Raw genomic sequence first — 16909 nt, 5'->3', positions numbered from 1 at the left:
TTATCCATCTGTATCTACTGGCGTAAACAAACCCAAACCAAAATGGCAGCCAAAGCCCAATGCCAGCGAGCCGGTAAGTGGTTCGGCGAACGTCAGTTGCCAGAACGAGCCCCGGGTATCCGGCTGCACTAGGCCTCTTTTGCTTCTAAAGCGATGAAAGTCGATCGGGCGTAGTTCGCGGCCGTGCGGCTTAATGGTCGGTATGGGCGGAATTTCTATCGGTTCCGGTAATTTGCGCTCCCGACATTCCCGCCGAATCTGTGCCGGTACGTCAAAGTCTTTTTTGCAATGCCACGGGTGCAGATACGGCGTTTGCGACTGCCAAACGCTGGCGGTCTGGACGATAGGCGAGACGCTTTCGAAGTCGTTGCGCTGGCCGATATGCTCCAACATCAAGCGCCATTCCCGGCCGTCAAAGCCTTTAAGCGTTTTTAACGCACCTAAAAACCGGCACATGTCGTCGTCGATACCGGCCGGGACGTGAATCAGCACATGATCGAGCAATCCGTCCGGATTGGCTTGCGGCATGTAAACTTCGCCCACAACGATACCGCCAAAATTATATGGATGAGGCTGGATAAATTTAAAGGGAGTTAATCTCGAAACCTGCCGTTCAAATTTCAAAATTTTTTAGCAATTGACATACAAGATCGGCCATTACCTGCCATTCGAGGTCATTTTCCAATTTCAAGTTTTAGGGCATCCTGCGCGCTATTGGGTGTCCGGTTTTAGGCATGGAAATCCAATGATTGATAGAACCCGGGGCTCCCGCGCAGATCGCGAACGATGTGGTGCGAGGTTTAACCGCTAAAGATTCCAACACGGTCATGCAGTGTCAAAAAATGGCACTCAAGTCAACATCGTGGGTTAAGTCCTGTCCAGCCCTGGCAAAATTTAGCAAAAAGCAGCAAAGTGTAAAATTTTTTGACAGATGGATTCTATTGAAAAAATGTACGCATAAGCACTAAGCTGTTGCAATACATTTATTTAAATAGCTTTTTAAGTCTAAAGACTTAATTTAAGGACCCACATTGACCGCTAAAATACTGTAAAAAGACCTGACACTTTGTAAAAATTAAAGTACTGGTTTATGAAAAGGTTTTGCACTTAAGGAGTCTGTCAGCACTTGACGGGTGGCCGATCACGTATCCCAATAAAACCTTTATCGGCAAGATAGAGCGCGGTTTTGATTTTTTAGGCTACCACTTTTCGCGGCAGCCATTGACACTGGCGACCAAGACCGTCAGCCGACACGTTGAACGATGGCACCGGCTTTATGAGCAACAGCGCTCAAACAAAGCCAACTCCGAGGAGTTGGCTTTGATCCTGGGGCAATACGTTCAAAGTTGGCTGAGGTGGTGTCAGGCGGGGTTGAACGGGATTACAGCAAACGTCTACGGAAGCAACGCAGACTTGCAAGGCCTGACGCAATCAACAACAACACGCTGGGCTCGGGAACTTGACCAACACGAGTGACGCTCCAGCCGGTTACGTCTGGTGCCACTGGGTAGTCGAAATTCGTGTCGTTTATGATGAATGTCGGTAGGATAACTAGCTCTGTGGATGCTAGCCCTCTTTGGTTTGTGTACGTTGATGTAGAAAATGACGCGAACCACTGCAATCTGTTGGCATTCGTCGGATAATCAGTATTTGAGAATATTACATTATTTTCTTCACCATCGAACGACAGCTGTCCGTTAAGCGTTGTCGGTTGATTGGATGAATCGAAGCTTGACGAATACCAAACTCCACCAATCGGGGCTATAACCGTGTTGTCTAATAATAATGAACTCAGAGTAGTGTTGGTAATCAAATTTCCGTTTTCAGTGCCGGTGAAAAACCCTGTCGTAGTACGTCCGTTGTAATTCCAATCAAACCTATACGCAGCTGAGTTGACCGCAGTTGATAACAATGATAAAGCGGTTATGGCTACATATCGTAATATGGTTTTAATCTTCGTGGTCTTCATTTAAACTCCTAAAGGGCTTATGGTTTATGTAACAATTAAAACAGCAATTACCGTGCCGTATTTTTATATACTTGTGATGTAAATCACTTATTACAAATGAGTCATGTTTAGAGCCGGGTACATATTGCCTTATATCGTTTGTATCTTGATGGATTTTTGGCTCACGTGATCAAGTATTTTTCGCTGAATTTGGGTTGTTTATAGTTAGGCTGAAACGTCTCATTTTTGCCCTATCCTATTCCTAAGTCATGCGCATAAGTTCAATTCAAGGGATAAAAAATCAACCAGAACCGAAGTAGAAAACAGCGCTTTAGTCGCTGATATATTTATTCATATTGGTTTGACTATATTGAGATACCGGCTGATTTATCCTGTCCGGTTTAAAGAATGATATTGAAATGGTTTAATGAACCCGGACACTTCAAAAGGCAGACTTTATACTGTCAGCAGAGGTGACCATGACAAACGAGCAAAAACACAAACGGCCCAAATACAGTCTGGAATTTAAGCAAGATGCCGCCAAGCTGGTTCTTGAAAAAGGCTACAGCCAGCAACAAGCCGCCGATCATCTGGGCATATCATTAAGCGCCCTGGGGCGCTGGGTTCGAGCGGAGAGCAAGCCGTCTACCAAGGGCTCGTCGACGAAAAAGCCAAGCTTGAGTTTGGGGGATCACGATGAACTGATTCGCTTGCGCAAGGAAAATGAACAGTTGCGAATGGAGCGTGAGATATTAAAAAAGGCCGCCGTCTTCTTTGCGAAAGAAGCCGAATAAAGTACGGGTTTATTCAGGCGCAACAGAAGACGTATCCAGTGACCGTGCTCTGTCGAGTGATGCAGGTGAGCACCAGTGCGTATTATGAATGGTTAAAAGCCCCGCAAGAACGCGACAAAGATCAACAAGATCAAAGTGTTGCCGAAAAGGCGAGGCAGATTTTCATCGACAATAAGCAGTGCTTTGGTTCGCGTCGTTTAGCGGATCGGTTGCAAAAACAAGGCTTTACCGTTGGGCGCTTTAAAATGCGCCGCATCATGCGAGATTTAAAATTACAGGTTCGCTATCCCAAGCGATTTAAAGCCACGACCGACAGTCATCATAACGAGGCCATTTCGCCCAACCGGCTGGATCGGCAATTCCAAGTGGCTAAGCCCAATCAAGTATGGACGACCGATATTACCTACGTATGGACCCTGCAAGGTTGGCTTTATGTCGCGGTAGTGATCGATCTGTTTTCCCGCCAAGTCGTGGGCTGGGCGATTGACGATCACATGCGCACCTCGCTCTGCGCACGGGCCTTGCAAATGGCCTTCTGGCGCCGTAAACCGCCACCCGGCTTGCTGCATCACTCGGATCGTGGCAGTCAGTATGCGAGTCGTGAATACCGTCAACATTTGGCGGTGATGAAGATGCAACAAAGCATGAGCCGCAAAGGCAACTGTTGGGACAACTCCCCAACCGAACGATTTTTTCGCAGTTTGAAGCATGAGCAACTCAACTACGAAAAATTCAAAACCCAAGAAGCGGCAAAACTGAGCGTGATCGATTATTTGGCTTTTTATAACGGCCGCCGATCGCACTCAACATTGGGCTATCAATCCCCGCTTGAATTCGAGCAGGAATTTTATAGAAACGCTGCCTGATGTGGTGTCCGGTTTTTGTTGACCATTACAATTTTCGCCTGGTCCGGTCCGCCGGCCCCGTTGCACTGTGGGAGGGATGCAATTTAATTTACCTGCCGCGCGTCAATATCTTACAATTCGCCAGCCCTTGGCTCTGACAATAACTATTTTTAGGAGGATGGTATGTTCAAATTTCGCCTGCTGGTTTCCGCGCTTGCGCTGACCGGTTCTATGTCTGTAATGGCGGCCGAGCCGCTGCCGAGTGTGGCCCCGGCTCCCGCCGACAACCCGACCACGCTGGAAAAAGTCACGTTGGGAAAAATGCTATACCACGATCCGCGGTTGTCCTCCACCGGCACCGTATCCTGCGCCTCTTGCCATAACACGATGCTGGGCGGCGAAGACAACCGGCCGGTGGCAATGGGTGTCAACGGCCAAACCGGCGGCCGTAGCGCGCCGACCGTCTGGAACTCCGCCTTCAATAAAGTCCAGTTCTGGGACGGCCGCGCCGACAGTCTGGAGGCCCAAGCTGCCGGCCCGGTGACCAATCCGATCGAGATGGGGATGAAGAGCTGGGACGACGTGGTCGCCCGCCTGAAAACCATCGAAGGTTATCAACACGCGTTCGAAAAGGCCTTCGGTAAGGATTCTATTTCCAAAGAAAACGCCACCAAAGCCATTGCGGCTTACGAAAGAACTTTGATTACGCCGAACAGCCCGTACGACAAGTATCTCGGCGGCGATAAAGACGCGATGACCAAGCAGCAAATCCGCGGTATGGAAAAAGCCGTCGAAGTCGGTTGCACCAGCTGCCATAGCGGCCCGGCATTCAACGGTCCCGGTATGTTCCAGAAATTCCCGGTCAACTCCAACGGCTATTTCGAGGCGCAATACCACTTCCAAAAAGACAAAGGCTTGGCGGAAGTGACCAAAAAAGACAGCGACGAGCACCTGTGGAAAGTGCCGACCTTGCGCAACGTGTCTCTGACCGCGCCGTATTTCCATAACGGTTCGGTGAAAACCCTGGATAGAGCGGTCTGGTTGATGGCTAAATTGCAATTGAACAAAGAGTTGTCCGACGGCGACGTCGCCGACATCGTTGCGTTCCTGAACGCGTTGACCGGCGAATTCCCGACTCAAACCATGCCGCAATTGCCGGGCACTCCGGGTTCTACCTTTAACTAAGCACCGGGCGTTTTCCGGTTCTAACGAAGGGGCCGTGAGGCCCCTTTTTCGTGGCTGACGTATTGGCAACGAGTCGAAGATTGGTTTGGTACTGCGCTGCGGAGCGTGTCTAAAAAGCGTTTGATATGTGTGGTATTAGTCCGGTTCTTCGGCCATACTTTAGGCCATGGCGGAAATCGATAAATCCGATAAAAACAATTAAATAAATTCGTATTTAAGTCCATGTCAGTCAACAAGAAAATTCAATTATCGGCGCGGGTGGGGGAGTATGCGATTCCACCCTTGAAAGACATGTTGGTTTTGGGGAACCAATCGCCGATCGGCTGCATCGCCATGCGGCGGGCCATCGAGCTGCTGGTTAAAACCCCTTTCGAACATATCGAGCTGCAAGACGAGGTGATCTCCGATATTTTGGTGCGTCAGCACATTTTGCGGCGGGTGTCGCGGGAAGGCTTGATCGAATTTGTGATCGGCCAATTAAAGCCCATGATGGGCCCGGACGAGGTCTTGCACGCCGAACTGGATGTCAGCATTTTCCTGTCGCAAGGCGACTGAAAGACCGATGCAACGCTTAATGGTGCGCGATTGTTTGTGCGACCCGATCGTCCGGGTGTTGGAAGAGGGGCGGCCGGCCTATTCTCTGGCTAACCAGCCCCTGTATGCGGTATTTCGCGATTCCACCGCAACCGGTATCTTTTGCGGTCTGGTGACGCCGCAAGATATCGTGCAACACCCGAGCTGGATTTTTGCCGATCTTACCGAGCACCGCGAGTGTTTTAGCGTCGCCCCGGACGTCGAAGTGAGCAGTGCCTTGGATCTTCTAAGTGAGCAGGGACTGGAAGCGTTGCCGGTGTTGGACGGCCCGCGCTTTATCGGCGCGGTCAGTCGCCAGAGCATTCTGGAAACCCTGTTGAAACGGGAGCGCTGGTTGTTAGCGCAATCGCGCCGATTGAACAAATCCCTGGAAACCGAGCGAAACCGGATTCGTTCCTGGTCTGCCAAACTGGCCCGGCTTCACGAAGCCTCGCGCAGTTTGTTAACGGTGTTGAAGCACACCTCGGTCCAAAACGAACTGTTCGAAACCGGAATCGAGGCGTTGACCAGACTGTTGGAAGCGCGTTACGGCGCGGTCGGTATCCTAGACGACGCCGGAAAACTCAGCCACTTCGTCTATACCGGTGTCGATGCCGAACAGGCGCAGCGCATCGGCCAATTTCCGCAAGGCAATGGCCTGTTAGGCGTCGTGATTCAAGACAACGTGTCGTTGCGGCTGGCGGAGATGTCCACCCATGCCAGCAGCAGCGGTTTCCCCGAACATCATCCGCCGATGAAATCCTTACTGGCCGTGCCGATCTCGCACCAGGGACGTGTCTACGGCCGGATTTACCTGTGCGACAAAGAAAACGGCGAGCCGTTTACAGCCAGCGACGAGGAGCTGGCTCTGAGTTTTGCCTATTCGCTGTCGTTGATTCTGGACAACGCGCGCGAGATCGAGGAAGTCAAACAAGCCCGCAAAAGCCTGAATTACATGGCGCATTTCGATGCCTTGACCGGTTTGCCGAACCGGACGCTGTTGAAAGACCGCTTCGAACAGGCTATTTCTCACGCCCAACGCAGTGGCGACAAGGTCGGTGTCCTGTTTTTGGATCTGGACAATTTCAAAGTCATTAACGACACCATCGGCCACACGGCGGGGGACGGCTTACTGCGGGTGGTGGCGTCGCGGATCAGCCAGTGTCTGCGCGACGGCGATACCGCTGCGCGTCTCGGCGGCGACGAGTTTATCGTCATGTTGCCCGATTTGTCGGATGTGCAGGATGCGGCCAAAGTCGCCGCTAAAATTCTGGAGTCGTTGCACGCATCGTTCGATATCGACCGCCACGAAGTCTTCGTCAGTTTCAGTATCGGGATTAGCGTGTATCCGGACGATTCCGACGAGATGGAAGGCCTGCTCGCCAACGCCGACAGTGCAATGTATTACGCCAAAAAGCTGGGTAAAAACAATTACCAGTTTTTCACCCCGGAAATGAACCGGACCGCGCAGAACTACATGAAATTGGAAAAGTATTTGCGGCGGGCCATGGAGCAGGGCGAACTCGAGCTCTATTACCAGCCGCAGCTTGACGTCGCCAGCGGTAAAGTGATCTGCATGGAAGCGTTGATCCGCTGGTTCAGCGCCGAATTGGGGCCGGTGCCGCCGGGCGATTTCATTCCGTTCGCAGAGGAATCCGGCTTGATTGTGCCGATAGGCGCCTGGGTGCTGAAAACAGCGTGTGCCCAAGCCAAGGCCTGGGAGCGGGAGGGTTTGCCGGTTCGTGTCGCGGTCAATTTGTCCAGCCGCCAGTTCCATCAGGTGCAAACCGCGCAACACCCGCGACACCCCTTGCTCGATGCCGTGCTGGACGCGTTGGATGCCAGCGGCTTGTCGCCGGCTTTGCTCGAACTGGAGATTACCGAGGGTATTTTGATGCGGCAACTCGATTCGACCATGCAAATCCTGAATATCCTGAAAGATATCGGCGTCAGGATTTCGATCGACGATTTCGGCACCGGTTATTCGTCGCTGAGTTACTTGAAGCGGTTTCCGATCGATGTGTTGAAAATCGACAAATCTTTCGTCAACGATATTACCGAGGACCCCAACGACAAGGCGATCGTGTCGGCGATTACCGTGATGGCGCAACAGCTCAAGTTGGAGGTAGTCGCGGAGGGGGTGGAGAGCACCGCACAGATGAGCTATCTGCGCGAACTGCGTTGCAACTACGTGCAGGGCTACTTTTTCAGCAAACCGCTGGCAACGGGCAAAGTCTTGCCGTTCTTACGCCAGTGCGCCGCGGCCACGGATTAAGCCCGACGTTGCTCTCAGGCTTCGAACCCGGTTTCGAAGCAATTGCGGCCGGATTCGTCACCGTAAATCAGCGATAAAGTCTCCGGATCGGGAGCCGGCGTCGACACCGCGGAATAGGCCACCAGCAGCGGCGCGATATGCCTGGCCGATTTCGGGCTGGTATAGACCCAATAGCACGAGCCGTCGGCCGCCCAATGGCCGAACATCGCCATCCCCTCGGGGCCGTTGCGGGCTACGTAGGCCGCGCGAAATGCGCCCATTAACACGGCCAATTCGCCGGATTGGTAGTCTGGGCCCGACAGTCTGATGCGGTGCCAACTCTGAATGATTGCCGATGCCACGATTGTCTCCCGGTTGCTTTCAAGATTGGGTGGATTTTGCGCGGGTTGAGCGAACGAATGCCGGGTCGAGCGACGAGCCAGCGAGTTAAGCTTCAGTGGTGACCCGCAGCACCTCTTCCAGCGTGGTGATGCCCTGCAAGGCCTTGCCGACGCCGTCTTCGTACATGGTCTGCATGCCTTCCTCGATCGCGGTTTGCTGGATGACGAAGGCTTCCTCGTGCTTCATGATTTGTTTGCGGATGGTGTCGGTCATCGTCAAAAATTCGATGATCGCCAGCCGGCCTTTGTAGCCGATGCCGTTACAGGCCGGGCATCCCACCGGTTTGTAGAACAGGATATCGCCGCTCGGTTGCCACCGTCGCAACTGCATTTCCTCGATCACCGCATCCGCCGCCGGATGGGCTTGCTTGCAGTGCGGGCAAAGTCTTCTGACCAGGCGCTGGGCCAGAATACCGTTGATGGTCGAGCTGAGCAGATACTCTTCCAGGCCCATGTCTTGCAGCCGGGTAACGCCGGCTGCCGCGTCGTTGGTGTGCAGCGTGGACAATACCAAGTGGCCGGTCAGCGCCGATTGTACGGCGATCTTGGCGGTTTCCAGGTCGCGCATCTCGCCGATCATGATCACGTCCGGGTCCTGACGGACGATGGAGCGCAACGCCGAAGCGAAGGTCAGGCCGATCTGCGGTTTGGCTTGAATCTGGTTGATGCCTTCCAGTTGGTATTCGACCGGGTCTTCGACCGTGATGATTTTGCGTTCCGGCGTGTTCAGGGTTTTCAGCGCGGCGTACAAGGAGGTGGATTTACCGCTACCGGTCGGGCCGGTGATCAATAAAATGCCGTGCGGTTGCGCCAGCACGTCCATGAAGCGCTCGGCCTGCCGGCCGACAAAACCCAGGGTTTCGAAGTCCAGCACTGCGTTTTCCTTGTCCAGCAAACGGATTACCACGCTTTCGCCGTGTAAAGTCGGAATCGTCGATACCCGCAGGTCCAACTCCTTGCCGATCATCTGCAGCTTGATCCGGCCGTCCTGCGGCAGCCGGCGTTCGGCGATGTTGAGCTTGGCCATGATTTTGATCCGCGACAACACGGCGGCGGTGGAGGCGACCGGCGGCGAATCGATGTCCTGCAACACGCCGTCGATGCGCAGCCGCACTTTCAGGCTTTGTTCGAATGGCTCGATATGCACGTCGGAAGCCCGGCTTTCCACGGCCTTTTGCAGAATATAGTTGACCATCTTGATGATAGGCGCTTCGGAGGCCAGGTCTTTTAGATGTTCCAAATCCTCGCTGCCTTCCTGCTCGACGTCCAGGTTGTCACGCAGTTTATCCATCTGCGATTTGCCTTCGCCGTATTGCAATTCCAAGGCGGCGTCGATTTCGGCGAGTTGGCCGATTTGCAAGGTCACGGTTTTGCCGGTGGCCAATTGCAGGGCTTGCACCACATAGTCGTCCACCGGGTCCATCACCGCGATTTCGATTTGCTGCTCGTCCGCTGTCAGGCCGACGGCATGGTGTTGCTTCAGAAACCGCTGGGAAATGTGGTCCGGCAGCGGCGACTGCGGCGGATAGTTTGCCGCCGCCGCGCGTTGGATGCCGGTGGCCGCCACAAAACTGTTGGCGATGTCGTTGTCCGAACACAAGCCGAGTTTGATCAGCAATTGCGGCAGCGAGTCGTCCGGTGCGGTTTTCTGCATGCGCCGGACTTTACCCAGATCGGTGTCCGACAGTTTGCCGTTACCCTTTAATTGGTTGATAAAGGTTGCATATTTTGCGGAGTTTTCCGCGGTGTCCATGTCCATCGGATGTACCGTCGAAAGTAGCTGAATTGGTCAAGCATTGTAGCGAGTTTCGCAGTATTCTGAAGGCCATTTCCAACAAGAATCGGGCGCGAAGCCAACGGAGCGAAACGTATGAACGGAATTCGGGTATTAAGTCTGACGGTTTGCATATCGGCAGGTACCGCTTGCAGCGCCGATTGGGCCCAGCGCTTTGCCTACCACGCCGTCGAGAATGCCGGCCAATTGCAATGCCAGAAAGCCATGGCCAACGATTGCGAACGCCGGCCCGGCTACGACCAGTACCAAAAGGAGCGGCGCGAGTTGGACCGTTAGCGGCGGTGTCGATCAAATCTCGTTCAACAAGGCCAATTCCGCCGGATGCGGTTGCATGTAAAACGAGTTGTCGATGAAACTGTCCGGCTGGCGGCGGAAATGGTGGCGCAGCAGCGTCAACGGTACGATCAGCGGCACCTGGCCGATGCGGTAGTTTTCGATGGTGTCGGACAATTCCTGTTTGTCGTCGCTGTCCAGAGCCCGTTTCAAATAACCTTGAATGTGTTGCAGCACGTTGACGTGGTTGCCGCGGCTGGCGACGATTTTCAGGCAGGCCATCAATTCGGTGATGTATTCGGCGGCGATCGCCTCGATCCGGGCATCGGTGGCTCCGGCAACGATGCGGCCCAGATGGCGCGCCCGGTTCTGGTCGTGGCTCATCGCGATCAGTTTGTGCCGGCTGTGAAAGGTCATCAAGCCGTGGGCGCTGAGGCCTTCCTCGCAGAGCTGCCGCCAACGCTGATAAACAAAAACCCGTTGAATGAAGTTTTCCCGCAAACCCGGATCGCCGAGCCGGCCTTCTTCTTCGACCGGTAGGTTAGGGAAGGCGAATTGCAGATAGCCGGCAAAAATACCGGTGCCGTTGCGGGCCGGTACTTCGTGTTTGTAAACCTTGACCCGGGTCATGCCGCAACTGGGCGAGTCTTTTTTCAGGATGTAGCCGCACAGGCCGTCCAGCCAGCCGGCTTGGCGGGCGGCAGCGTCGCGCAAGCGGTCGGTGACGTCGAAGCTGTGGTCCTTGACGCCGACGCAGCGAATCCCATCGGCCGTTTCCCGCAGTTGCACGCAGGGGCGGGGAATGCCGAGGCCGGCTTCCACCTCCGGACAAAACGGCTTGAACTCGAAATAGCGGCCCAGCGTGCGTTCGATATAGCTGTGGTATTTGTGGGCGCCGTCGTAACGGACTTCGTGGCCCAACAGGCAACTGCTGATGCCGACCGGAATATTGTGCATGGGAGTCCTTGGAATCAATGCCGGGGCGCGGCGAAAATCAGTTGGTCGGTGGCGAAACCCTGGTTGCGAGCCTGATTCAGCAGGCTGTCCAGGATCGGCTGCGCCAGATCGGGCGTGCGCGCCAGAATCCATAAATAGTCGCGGTCGGGGCCGGCGATCATTGCATATTGGTAAGCCGTCTTGTCCAGCGCGATGATGTTGTAGGCGCCGTAAAACGGTCCGAAAAACGATACTTTCAGCCGGCCCCGGTCCGGGCCGTCGATAAAGTAGGCCTTGCCTTCGGCGCTGCGGCGCTGGTTGGTTTCGGCATCGAACCCGCTGTTCAGCACTCTGACGCCGCCGTCTTCGCGCAGGCTATATTCGGCGCGGATCTCGCTCAGACCGCGTTCGAAGCGGTGGTCCAACCGGGCGATCTCGTGCCAGGTGCCCAGATAGCGCGGCAATTCGAAACCTTCGACCACGGTCAAGCCTTCCGGTATGCCGGTGCAGCCGGTCGACAGTAGCAAAGTTAGTAACAGTATCGGAATCAATTGCATGGGCTCAGGCCTGTTGGTTGGAAAGTTGAATTTGGTATTGGGCTTTGATGCGGCGGCTTTGCTCGGCATGATTTACCCGCGGCGGCGGATAATCGCCGGCCAGCGGCGCCTTTTCCCAATTGTGAATGGCTTTGGCCGAATAAGGTTGCAGTTCCGGTAGCCAGGTTTTGATGTAACGACAGTCGGGGTCGAACTTTTTCTGTTGCAGCCAGGGATTGAAAATCCTGAAATAGGGTTGGGCGTCGCAGCCGGTCGACGCCGCCCATTGCCAGTTGCCGTTGTTCACGCAAGGGTCGTAATCCAGCAAATGTTGGGCGAAGTAACGTTCGCCCCAGCGCCAGGACACATGCAGGTCCTTGATCAGGAACGAGGCCACGACCATCCGCAGCCGGTTGTGCATCCAGCCGGTCTGGTTCAGTTCCCGCATCGCGGCGTCGACGATGGGAAATCCGGTTTGGCCGTTGGCCCAGGCCCAGAAATCGTCCTGGGCATTACGCCAGCGCAGGCCGTTCAGGCGGAGGTCGAAGGCGTGGCCGAAGACGTGCGGAAAGTGGTAGGCGATGTGGCTAAAAAAATCCCGCCAGTACAATTGGCGCAACAGCGCATGGTCCGGTCCAAGGTCAACCTGGATGGCCTGATGGGCTTCGCGTACCGAGCAGCAGCCGAACTTCAGATACGGCGACAAATGGCTGGTGGCGTCGAGTTCCGGAAAGTCGCGGGTCTCGCTGTAATCGCGCCGTGCAGTCAATGCCGATAACTGTTGCTGCGCCGCGCGCCGGCCGCCGGCAAAGGCATTCTGTTGCGGCCGGCGCAAGGTTTGCAGCAGCTCGGATCTTTCCGTAGCGAGCGGCTCGCTGACCAGTCGGCCATTAGCCAGTCCGCTTGGTGCCGCCACCGGATTCTGGATAGCCTTTTTATAAAAGGCGGTAAACACCTGATAGGGCAAGCCTTTGTCGGTCAGTACATATTCCGGCTCGTTCAGCAACAGATCCGCGTGGCTATGAAAGTCCAGCCCCAGTTTTTGGCAGCATTGCTGAATCTCCTGGTCGCGCTCGCGGGCGAAGGGGGTGTAATCGCGGTTGACGAACACGGCTTCGATGTGCAACTGCTGTTGCAGTTGTTCGACGACCGCTTCCGGTCGATCGCCGAATAGATAGAGGTGGCCGCCGTTTGCCAGACAGTCCGCTTGTAAATCGCTTAACGATTCCAGCATGAATTGCAGTGCCGGCCGGCTTTGGTAGGGATGGGCTTCGATCTGGCGCGGATCGAAAACGAAGCAGGCCAGCACCCGCTGCGAGCTTTTCAATGCCGCGTTCAAGGCGGTGTTGTCGGTCAGACGCAGGTCGCGGCGGAATATAAACAAGGAAGTTCGGTAACGCGGTGTGCTCATCGCGATCAGCAGTCGCCCCAATGGTTGGTCATCTGCAGGCAATTGAAGAAAATGTTGGGGTAATACTGGTAAATCACCCAGCGCAGTATCAAATCCAGAACCGCCGCAACGGTCAGCAAGCGGGCCAGCACCGCCCAATGGCGGGCGCCGGTTTTATCGGAGCAGCGCCAGACCGCACCGATCCAGTAAATCAAGGGTAGGGCCATGATGATATGCATCGTCACCCAGCTGGCGACGGTGAAGTCGCCTTCCTGGATTCGATAATCGATCAGGAACAGCACGGCGTTGTACAAAACGAAAAACGGATAGAACGCGTCTTTCAAGCGCAGGTAACCCAACCAGCTCCATTGCAGGTAATAGTAAAGGCTGGGCGGTTCGCGCTCCTCCCATGCCTCTGCCGGTTCCGGCGTCAGGTAAAACACCAGCAGGCCCAGGCCGATCGCCACCAACAAGGCTTCGTACCATTTGATGAACGAGGTAAAGGCAAATAACGCGGACAGGCTGTCGATCAACATGGGATTACCGATCTTTTCGGGTCAGGAGTTATGCAAAATCGCGTCGAGCGCGGGCCGCAGCCGACTATACTGAAACTCGAAGCCTTGTGCCAACAGGCGTTCCGGTTTCACCCGCTGGCTGCCGAGCACCAAGGCGGCCATTTCGCCGAGCAACAATTTCAACAGTCCGGCCGGTAGCGGCAGTAACATCGGTCGGCCCAACACTTCTGCCAAGCTCAGGCTGAACTCGCGATTAGTGACCGGTTCCGGCGCCGTGGCGTTGTAGGCGCCGCTCATGGTCGGATCGGCGATCATCGCTTCGGCAACGGCGAGCCAATCCTCCAGGTGAATCCACGACATCCATTGCCGGCCGTCGCCCATGCTGCCGCCCAGGCCGAGTCGGAACGCCGGCAGCATGCGTTGCAACAAACCGCCGCCGCGGCCCAGCACCAGACCGGTACGGATCAGGCAGACCCTGCTGCCGTGATCCGCGGCGGCCAATGCCGCGGCCTCCCAGTCGGCGCACAATTGTTGGGCGAAATCGGTTTTGGCCGGACTGGTCTCGCTGAGTAAGCTATCGCCTTGGTCGCCGTAAATGCCGATCGCGGAGCCGTTGACCAACACCGGCGCTTTGCTGCCGGCGGCGATCCAGGCGACCAGCGCTCGAGTCAGTTCGATCCGGCTGTCGCGTAAAATCTGTTTGCGGGCGGCGGTCCAGTACCGGTCGAAAATACCGGCACCGGCCAGATTCACCACGGCGTCGAAGGCGCCGGCGTCGGGCAGGTCGGCGAAGCGGGTGACCGCGCCGACAGCGCTGCCGAATTGCTGGCGAATCTTTGCCGCGTCGCGGCCAAATACGGTGACAGTGTATTGTTTGGCCAACAAGCGGCGGGCGAGGGCGCTGCCCAAGAAGCCGGTGCCACCGGTGATCAAAATCGAGGTTGAGGTCATGGCGATTTCTCCAAACTTATCGGCAACAGGCTACTGGCTTAGTCGGCCCGGTCCGGGTTAGCGGCTTGAGGCTTGGCAGCCGCGGTTTGCCCGAAACGGCGGTTTTTCAGCCAAACCAAGCCGCGGAAACCCATCAACATAGCCAGTACCAATAAATAGAACAGCGGTTCCGCCAAATTGCCCTTCAATTGCCAGAAGTAATGGACGATGGCCGCGCCCGCCGCCAGATAAATGTAACGGTGCAGTTTCTTCCAGGTTTTGCCGAGCCGTTTCTTGGCGACTTTGGGCGAGGTAACCGCCAACAGGAATAGAATCAGGTAGGCCAACACGCCGAACCACAGATAACTGCTTTGCAGGATATCGATGCCGATCAGCGGCCAAACCCAGGCCTGGTCGGCACTTAAATAACCGAGCAGGTGCAAGGTGGCATAGAAAAACGCAGTCAGGCCGAACAGTTGGCGGTAGTCGGTCATCCCGCGCCAATTGGTCATGGTTTGCAGTGGAGTGATAGCCAGTGTGATGCATAAAAAGCGCAACGACCAGTCGCCTAGGTAAATATGCATCGCCTGAATCGGGTTCGAGCCCAAACGGTTCCAGCCGATTTCCAGCAACAGCCACAGGAGCGGTGCCGCGCAGCTGACCAGAGTGATCGGCCAGAGCCGGTTGATCAGGGCGTCCATCAGAAGAAATGCCCCAGGTCCATATCACTGTACAAGCCTGCCACCTGTTCGGCGTAACCGTTGAACAATTCGGTCCGCCGCCGTGGCGTGAAAAAGTCGGAGCCCAGCGGCCGCTCGCTGGCCTGACTCCAGCGCGGATGCGGCACTGCCGGATTGACGTTGGCGTAGAAGCCGTATTCTTCGGGCGCAAACCGGTTCCAGCTGGTTAGAGGTGGCCTCCGGCACAGTTCGATTCTGACGATTGCTTTGGCACTCTTGAAGCCGTATTTCCAGGGCACCACCAAACGCAAGGGGGCGCCGTTCTGTTTGGGCAAGGTTTCGCCATAGGCGCCGACCGCCAGGATGGTGAGCGGATGAACCGCTTCGTCGATGCGCAAGCCTTCTTCATAGGGCCAAGCCAACATGGCTTGTTGCCGCAGCCGCGGCATCGCTTCCGGCTGGCTGGCGCTGATGAATTTGACGAACTTGGCGGACGACAACGGTTGTGCCAGCTGTAACAAATCGCTTAGGGCAAAACCGACCCAAGGCACGACCATGGACCAGCCTTCCACGCAGCGGAAACGATACAGGTATTCGCGCAGTGGAAAGCGTTTCAGCAAATCCTCCACCCGGTAGCTGAGCGGATTTTCGACCTCGCCGCCGATCTCCACCGACCAAGGATCGATCCGCAATCGTTGAGCCAAACGGGTGCTGTCTTCTTTATTGAAGGCAAACTCGTAATAGTTGGTGTAATTCAGCATCAACTCGGCTGGGGTTGCTGTCAAACCGAGAGTTTGCGGACCGCCGGGCGGTAGAGTCGACCAGTTTCGCGGCCTTGCGTTGGCGGTGTCTGCGGCGGAAACGCCTACCGCAAGCGCGGCGATGGCCTTCATTAATGTACGCCGTTGCCTGAATACTGCCGGATCGGTAATCTCGCTGCTCGGAATGGGTTGGCGGGTTTGAATCAACATAGTTGCGGCCGACAGTAGGAGGCGAGCCTCGCGCTCAGACGTTACCGGACCTTATTTCTTACCTTTCGGAATCCAGCCGAGCAGTTGGCGGATTTTCCGTTCGGTAATGAAGGCCAGCGAAAATAACTGGATGAAGTTCTCGGCTTCGATCAGATCCAGGCCGATATTGGCCGGGACCATTTCTTTGCGGGTGCCGAACATCCGGTCCCACAGCGCCAGCACGATGCCGTAATTGCTGTCGTGTTCGCTGCGTAGGGTGGAGTGATGGGTGCGGTGTAACGCCGGGGTGATGATGAAATTCGATAGCGCATCTTCGTTCGGCACGCGGATATTGGCGTGGTGGAAAAAGATGAAAAACAACTCGACGATTTCGATCGACAGCACCAAGTAGGCATCGACGCCGATCACCACCACGAACAGGCACTTGTAGCCGATTTCCAGCATTAAATCGAACACGTGAAACCGGAAGCCGGTCGACACGTTAAACGACTTGTCGCTGTGGTGAATCTTATGAAACCGCCATAAATATTCCGATTTGTGGCTGGCATAGTGCCAGGCGTAAATCGCCAGATCGAAACAGGCGAAAGCCAGCAGCCATTTCAGCGGTCCGTTGGGCATCGCACTCAATAAGCCGTGCCCGGCGAATTGCTGAGCGACCAGAAACAAAGACGAGGCTCGCAGAATCGCCAGAATCAGGTTGTTTACCAGGAAGGCCATGGTGTTGGTGACAATCGATTCCTTATACACCTTGGGTGGGAAATAGCGGTAAGGCCGTTTCTTTTCCAGCGCCAGCAAGAACAAAAAAGCCAGTATCGCCAAGCCGAACAGGCCTTGGTTGAATAACATGCCGTTTTCACTGCCGATTGCGTTCATGGCGTCACCG

18 protein-coding genes are annotated in these 16909 nt (G+C 55.2%); 6 read left to right on the top strand and 12 right to left on the bottom strand.

The genetic code is table 11. The annotated features are described in order from the left end of the window. A complete protein-coding gene (csb2, locus tag ACH518_RS16515; protein WP_445370881.1) occupies positions 1-543 on the bottom strand; it encodes a type I-G CRISPR-associated protein Csb2 in 543 nt (180 codons plus the stop codon). An 838-nt stretch (positions 544-1381) separates the two neighbouring features. Next, positions 1382-1969 (bottom strand): PEP-CTERM sorting domain-containing protein, encoded by a 588-nt coding sequence (locus tag ACH518_RS16510; RefSeq protein WP_445370880.1) that lies wholly within the window; start codon positions 1967-1969, stop codon positions 1382-1384. Positions 1970-2427: 458 nt separating this feature from the next. On the opposite strand from ACH518_RS16510, the gene ACH518_RS16505 reads away from it, so the two are divergent. The 5 genes from ACH518_RS16505 (at position 2428) to ACH518_RS16485 (ending at position 7620) form a co-directional block, all read left to right on the top strand. Beyond that, positions 2428-2742 (top strand): transposase, encoded by a 315-nt coding sequence (locus ACH518_RS16505; protein WP_445370879.1) that lies wholly within the window; start codon positions 2428-2430, stop codon positions 2740-2742. Continuing rightward, complete coding sequence (locus tag ACH518_RS16500) at positions 2700-3608, top strand: IS3 family transposase (protein WP_445373012.1); 909 nt, start codon at positions 2700-2702, stop codon at positions 3606-3608. The genes ACH518_RS16505 and ACH518_RS16500 overlap by 43 nt, the downstream gene beginning before the upstream one ends. A gap of 162 nt (positions 3609-3770) precedes the next feature. Next, a complete protein-coding gene (locus ACH518_RS16495; protein ID WP_445370878.1) occupies positions 3771-4772 on the top strand; it encodes a cytochrome-c peroxidase in 1002 nt (333 codons plus the stop codon). A gap of 222 nt (positions 4773-4994) precedes the next feature. Beyond that, the gene (locus tag ACH518_RS16490) at positions 4995-5327 is read left to right on the top strand and encodes a hypothetical protein (protein ID WP_445370877.1); all 333 of its coding nucleotides are present in this window, start codon (positions 4995-4997) and stop codon (positions 5325-5327) included. Positions 5328-5334: 7 nt separating this feature from the next. Next, the gene (locus ACH518_RS16485; protein WP_445370876.1) at positions 5335-7620 is read left to right on the top strand and encodes an EAL domain-containing protein; all 2286 of its coding nucleotides are present in this window, start codon (positions 5335-5337) and stop codon (positions 7618-7620) included. 14 nt (positions 7621-7634) lie between these two features. Here ACH518_RS16485 and ACH518_RS16480 read toward each other — a convergent pair whose 3' ends face one another. Both ACH518_RS16480 and gspE read right to left on the bottom strand, forming a co-directional pair. Beyond that, a complete protein-coding gene (locus tag ACH518_RS16480; protein ID WP_278211621.1) occupies positions 7635-7961 on the bottom strand; it encodes a hypothetical protein in 327 nt (108 codons plus the stop codon). An 85-nt stretch (positions 7962-8046) separates the two neighbouring features. Continuing rightward, complete coding sequence (gspE, locus tag ACH518_RS16475) at positions 8047-9759, bottom strand: type II secretion system ATPase GspE (RefSeq protein ID WP_445370875.1); 1713 nt, start codon at positions 9757-9759, stop codon at positions 8047-8049. 111 nt (positions 9760-9870) lie between these two features. On the opposite strand from gspE, the gene ACH518_RS16470 reads away from it, so the two are divergent. Continuing rightward, entirely contained in the window at positions 9871-10071 is a 201-nt protein-coding gene (locus ACH518_RS16470; RefSeq protein ID WP_140912630.1) for a hypothetical protein, read from the top strand. Positions 10072-10083: 12 nt separating this feature from the next. Here ACH518_RS16470 and ACH518_RS16465 read toward each other — a convergent pair whose 3' ends face one another. The 8 genes from ACH518_RS16465 to ACH518_RS16430 are packed head-to-tail and all read right to left on the bottom strand — an operon-like array spanning position 10084 to position 16899. Further along, entirely contained in the window at positions 10084-11025 is a 942-nt protein-coding gene (locus ACH518_RS16465; protein ID WP_445370874.1) for a YbgA family protein, read from the bottom strand. A gap of 14 nt (positions 11026-11039) precedes the next feature. Beyond that, entirely contained in the window at positions 11040-11561 is a 522-nt protein-coding gene (locus tag ACH518_RS16460) for a lipocalin family protein (RefSeq protein ID WP_445370873.1), read from the bottom strand. Between the two features lie 4 nt (positions 11562-11565). Beyond that, a complete protein-coding gene (locus tag ACH518_RS16455) occupies positions 11566-12951 on the bottom strand; it encodes a cryptochrome/photolyase family protein (protein WP_445370872.1) in 1386 nt (461 codons plus the stop codon). A 5-nt stretch (positions 12952-12956) separates the two neighbouring features. After that, positions 12957-13466, bottom strand: coding sequence for a hypothetical protein (locus ACH518_RS16450; RefSeq protein ID WP_445370871.1), 510 nt, complete (start codon positions 13464-13466; stop codon positions 12957-12959). A gap of 21 nt (positions 13467-13487) precedes the next feature. Next, complete coding sequence (locus ACH518_RS16445) at positions 13488-14396, bottom strand: TIGR01777 family oxidoreductase (protein WP_445370870.1); 909 nt, start codon at positions 14394-14396, stop codon at positions 13488-13490. A 38-nt stretch (positions 14397-14434) separates the two neighbouring features. Next, positions 14435-15076, bottom strand: coding sequence for a sulfite oxidase heme-binding subunit YedZ (locus ACH518_RS16440; RefSeq protein WP_445370869.1), 642 nt, complete (start codon positions 15074-15076; stop codon positions 14435-14437). Continuing rightward, complete coding sequence (gene msrP / locus ACH518_RS16435) at positions 15076-16023, bottom strand: protein-methionine-sulfoxide reductase catalytic subunit MsrP (RefSeq protein WP_445373011.1); 948 nt, start codon at positions 16021-16023, stop codon at positions 15076-15078. Before msrP ends, ACH518_RS16440 begins: the two co-directional genes overlap by 1 nt. 54 nt (positions 16024-16077) lie before the next feature. Beyond that, complete coding sequence (locus tag ACH518_RS16430; protein ID WP_445370868.1) at positions 16078-16899, bottom strand: sterol desaturase family protein; 822 nt, start codon at positions 16897-16899, stop codon at positions 16078-16080. Between the last annotated feature and the right edge of the window lie 10 nt (positions 16900-16909).

The sequence above is a fragment of the Methylomonas sp. HW2-6 genome (assembly GCF_052474525.1).
Note: the sequence above shows the minus strand (reverse complement) of the source record. Positions and strands in the feature narration are given on the sequence as shown.

What these genes read in the sequence shown, in the direction of transcription:
- ACH518_RS16510 (WP_445370880.1), bottom strand. Translation starts at nt 1,969, where the DNA reads ATGAAGACCACGAAGATTAAAACCATATTACGATATGTAGCCATAACC.
- ACH518_RS16505 (WP_445370879.1), top strand. Translation starts at nt 2,428, where the DNA reads ATGACAAACGAGCAAAAACACAAACGGCCCAAATACAGTCTGGAATTT.
- ACH518_RS16495 (WP_445370878.1), top strand. Translation starts at nt 3,771, where the DNA reads ATGTTCAAATTTCGCCTGCTGGTTTCCGCGCTTGCGCTGACCGGTTCT.
- ACH518_RS16490 (WP_445370877.1), top strand. Translation starts at nt 4,995, where the DNA reads ATGTCAGTCAACAAGAAAATTCAATTATCGGCGCGGGTGGGGGAGTAT.
- ACH518_RS16485 (WP_445370876.1), top strand. Translation starts at nt 5,335, where the DNA reads ATGCAACGCTTAATGGTGCGCGATTGTTTGTGCGACCCGATCGTCCGG.
- gspE (WP_445370875.1), bottom strand. Translation starts at nt 9,759, where the DNA reads ATGGACATGGACACCGCGGAAAACTCCGCAAAATATGCAACCTTTATC.
- ACH518_RS16470 (WP_140912630.1), top strand. Translation starts at nt 9,871, where the DNA reads ATGAACGGAATTCGGGTATTAAGTCTGACGGTTTGCATATCGGCAGGT.
- ACH518_RS16465 (WP_445370874.1), bottom strand. Translation starts at nt 11,025, where the DNA reads ATGCACAATATTCCGGTCGGCATCAGCAGTTGCCTGTTGGGCCACGAA.
- ACH518_RS16460 (WP_445370873.1), bottom strand. Translation starts at nt 11,561, where the DNA reads ATGCAATTGATTCCGATACTGTTACTAACTTTGCTACTGTCGACCGGC.
- ACH518_RS16455 (WP_445370872.1), bottom strand. Translation starts at nt 12,951, where the DNA reads ATGAGCACACCGCGTTACCGAACTTCCTTGTTTATATTCCGCCGCGAC.
- ACH518_RS16450 (WP_445370871.1), bottom strand. Translation starts at nt 13,466, where the DNA reads ATGTTGATCGACAGCCTGTCCGCGTTATTTGCCTTTACCTCGTTCATC.
- ACH518_RS16445 (WP_445370870.1), bottom strand. Translation starts at nt 14,396, where the DNA reads ATGACCTCAACCTCGATTTTGATCACCGGTGGCACCGGCTTCTTGGGC.
- ACH518_RS16440 (WP_445370869.1), bottom strand. Translation starts at nt 15,076, where the DNA reads ATGGACGCCCTGATCAACCGGCTCTGGCCGATCACTCTGGTCAGCTGC.
- ACH518_RS16430 (WP_445370868.1), bottom strand. Translation starts at nt 16,899, where the DNA reads ATGAACGCAATCGGCAGTGAAAACGGCATGTTATTCAACCAAGGCCTG.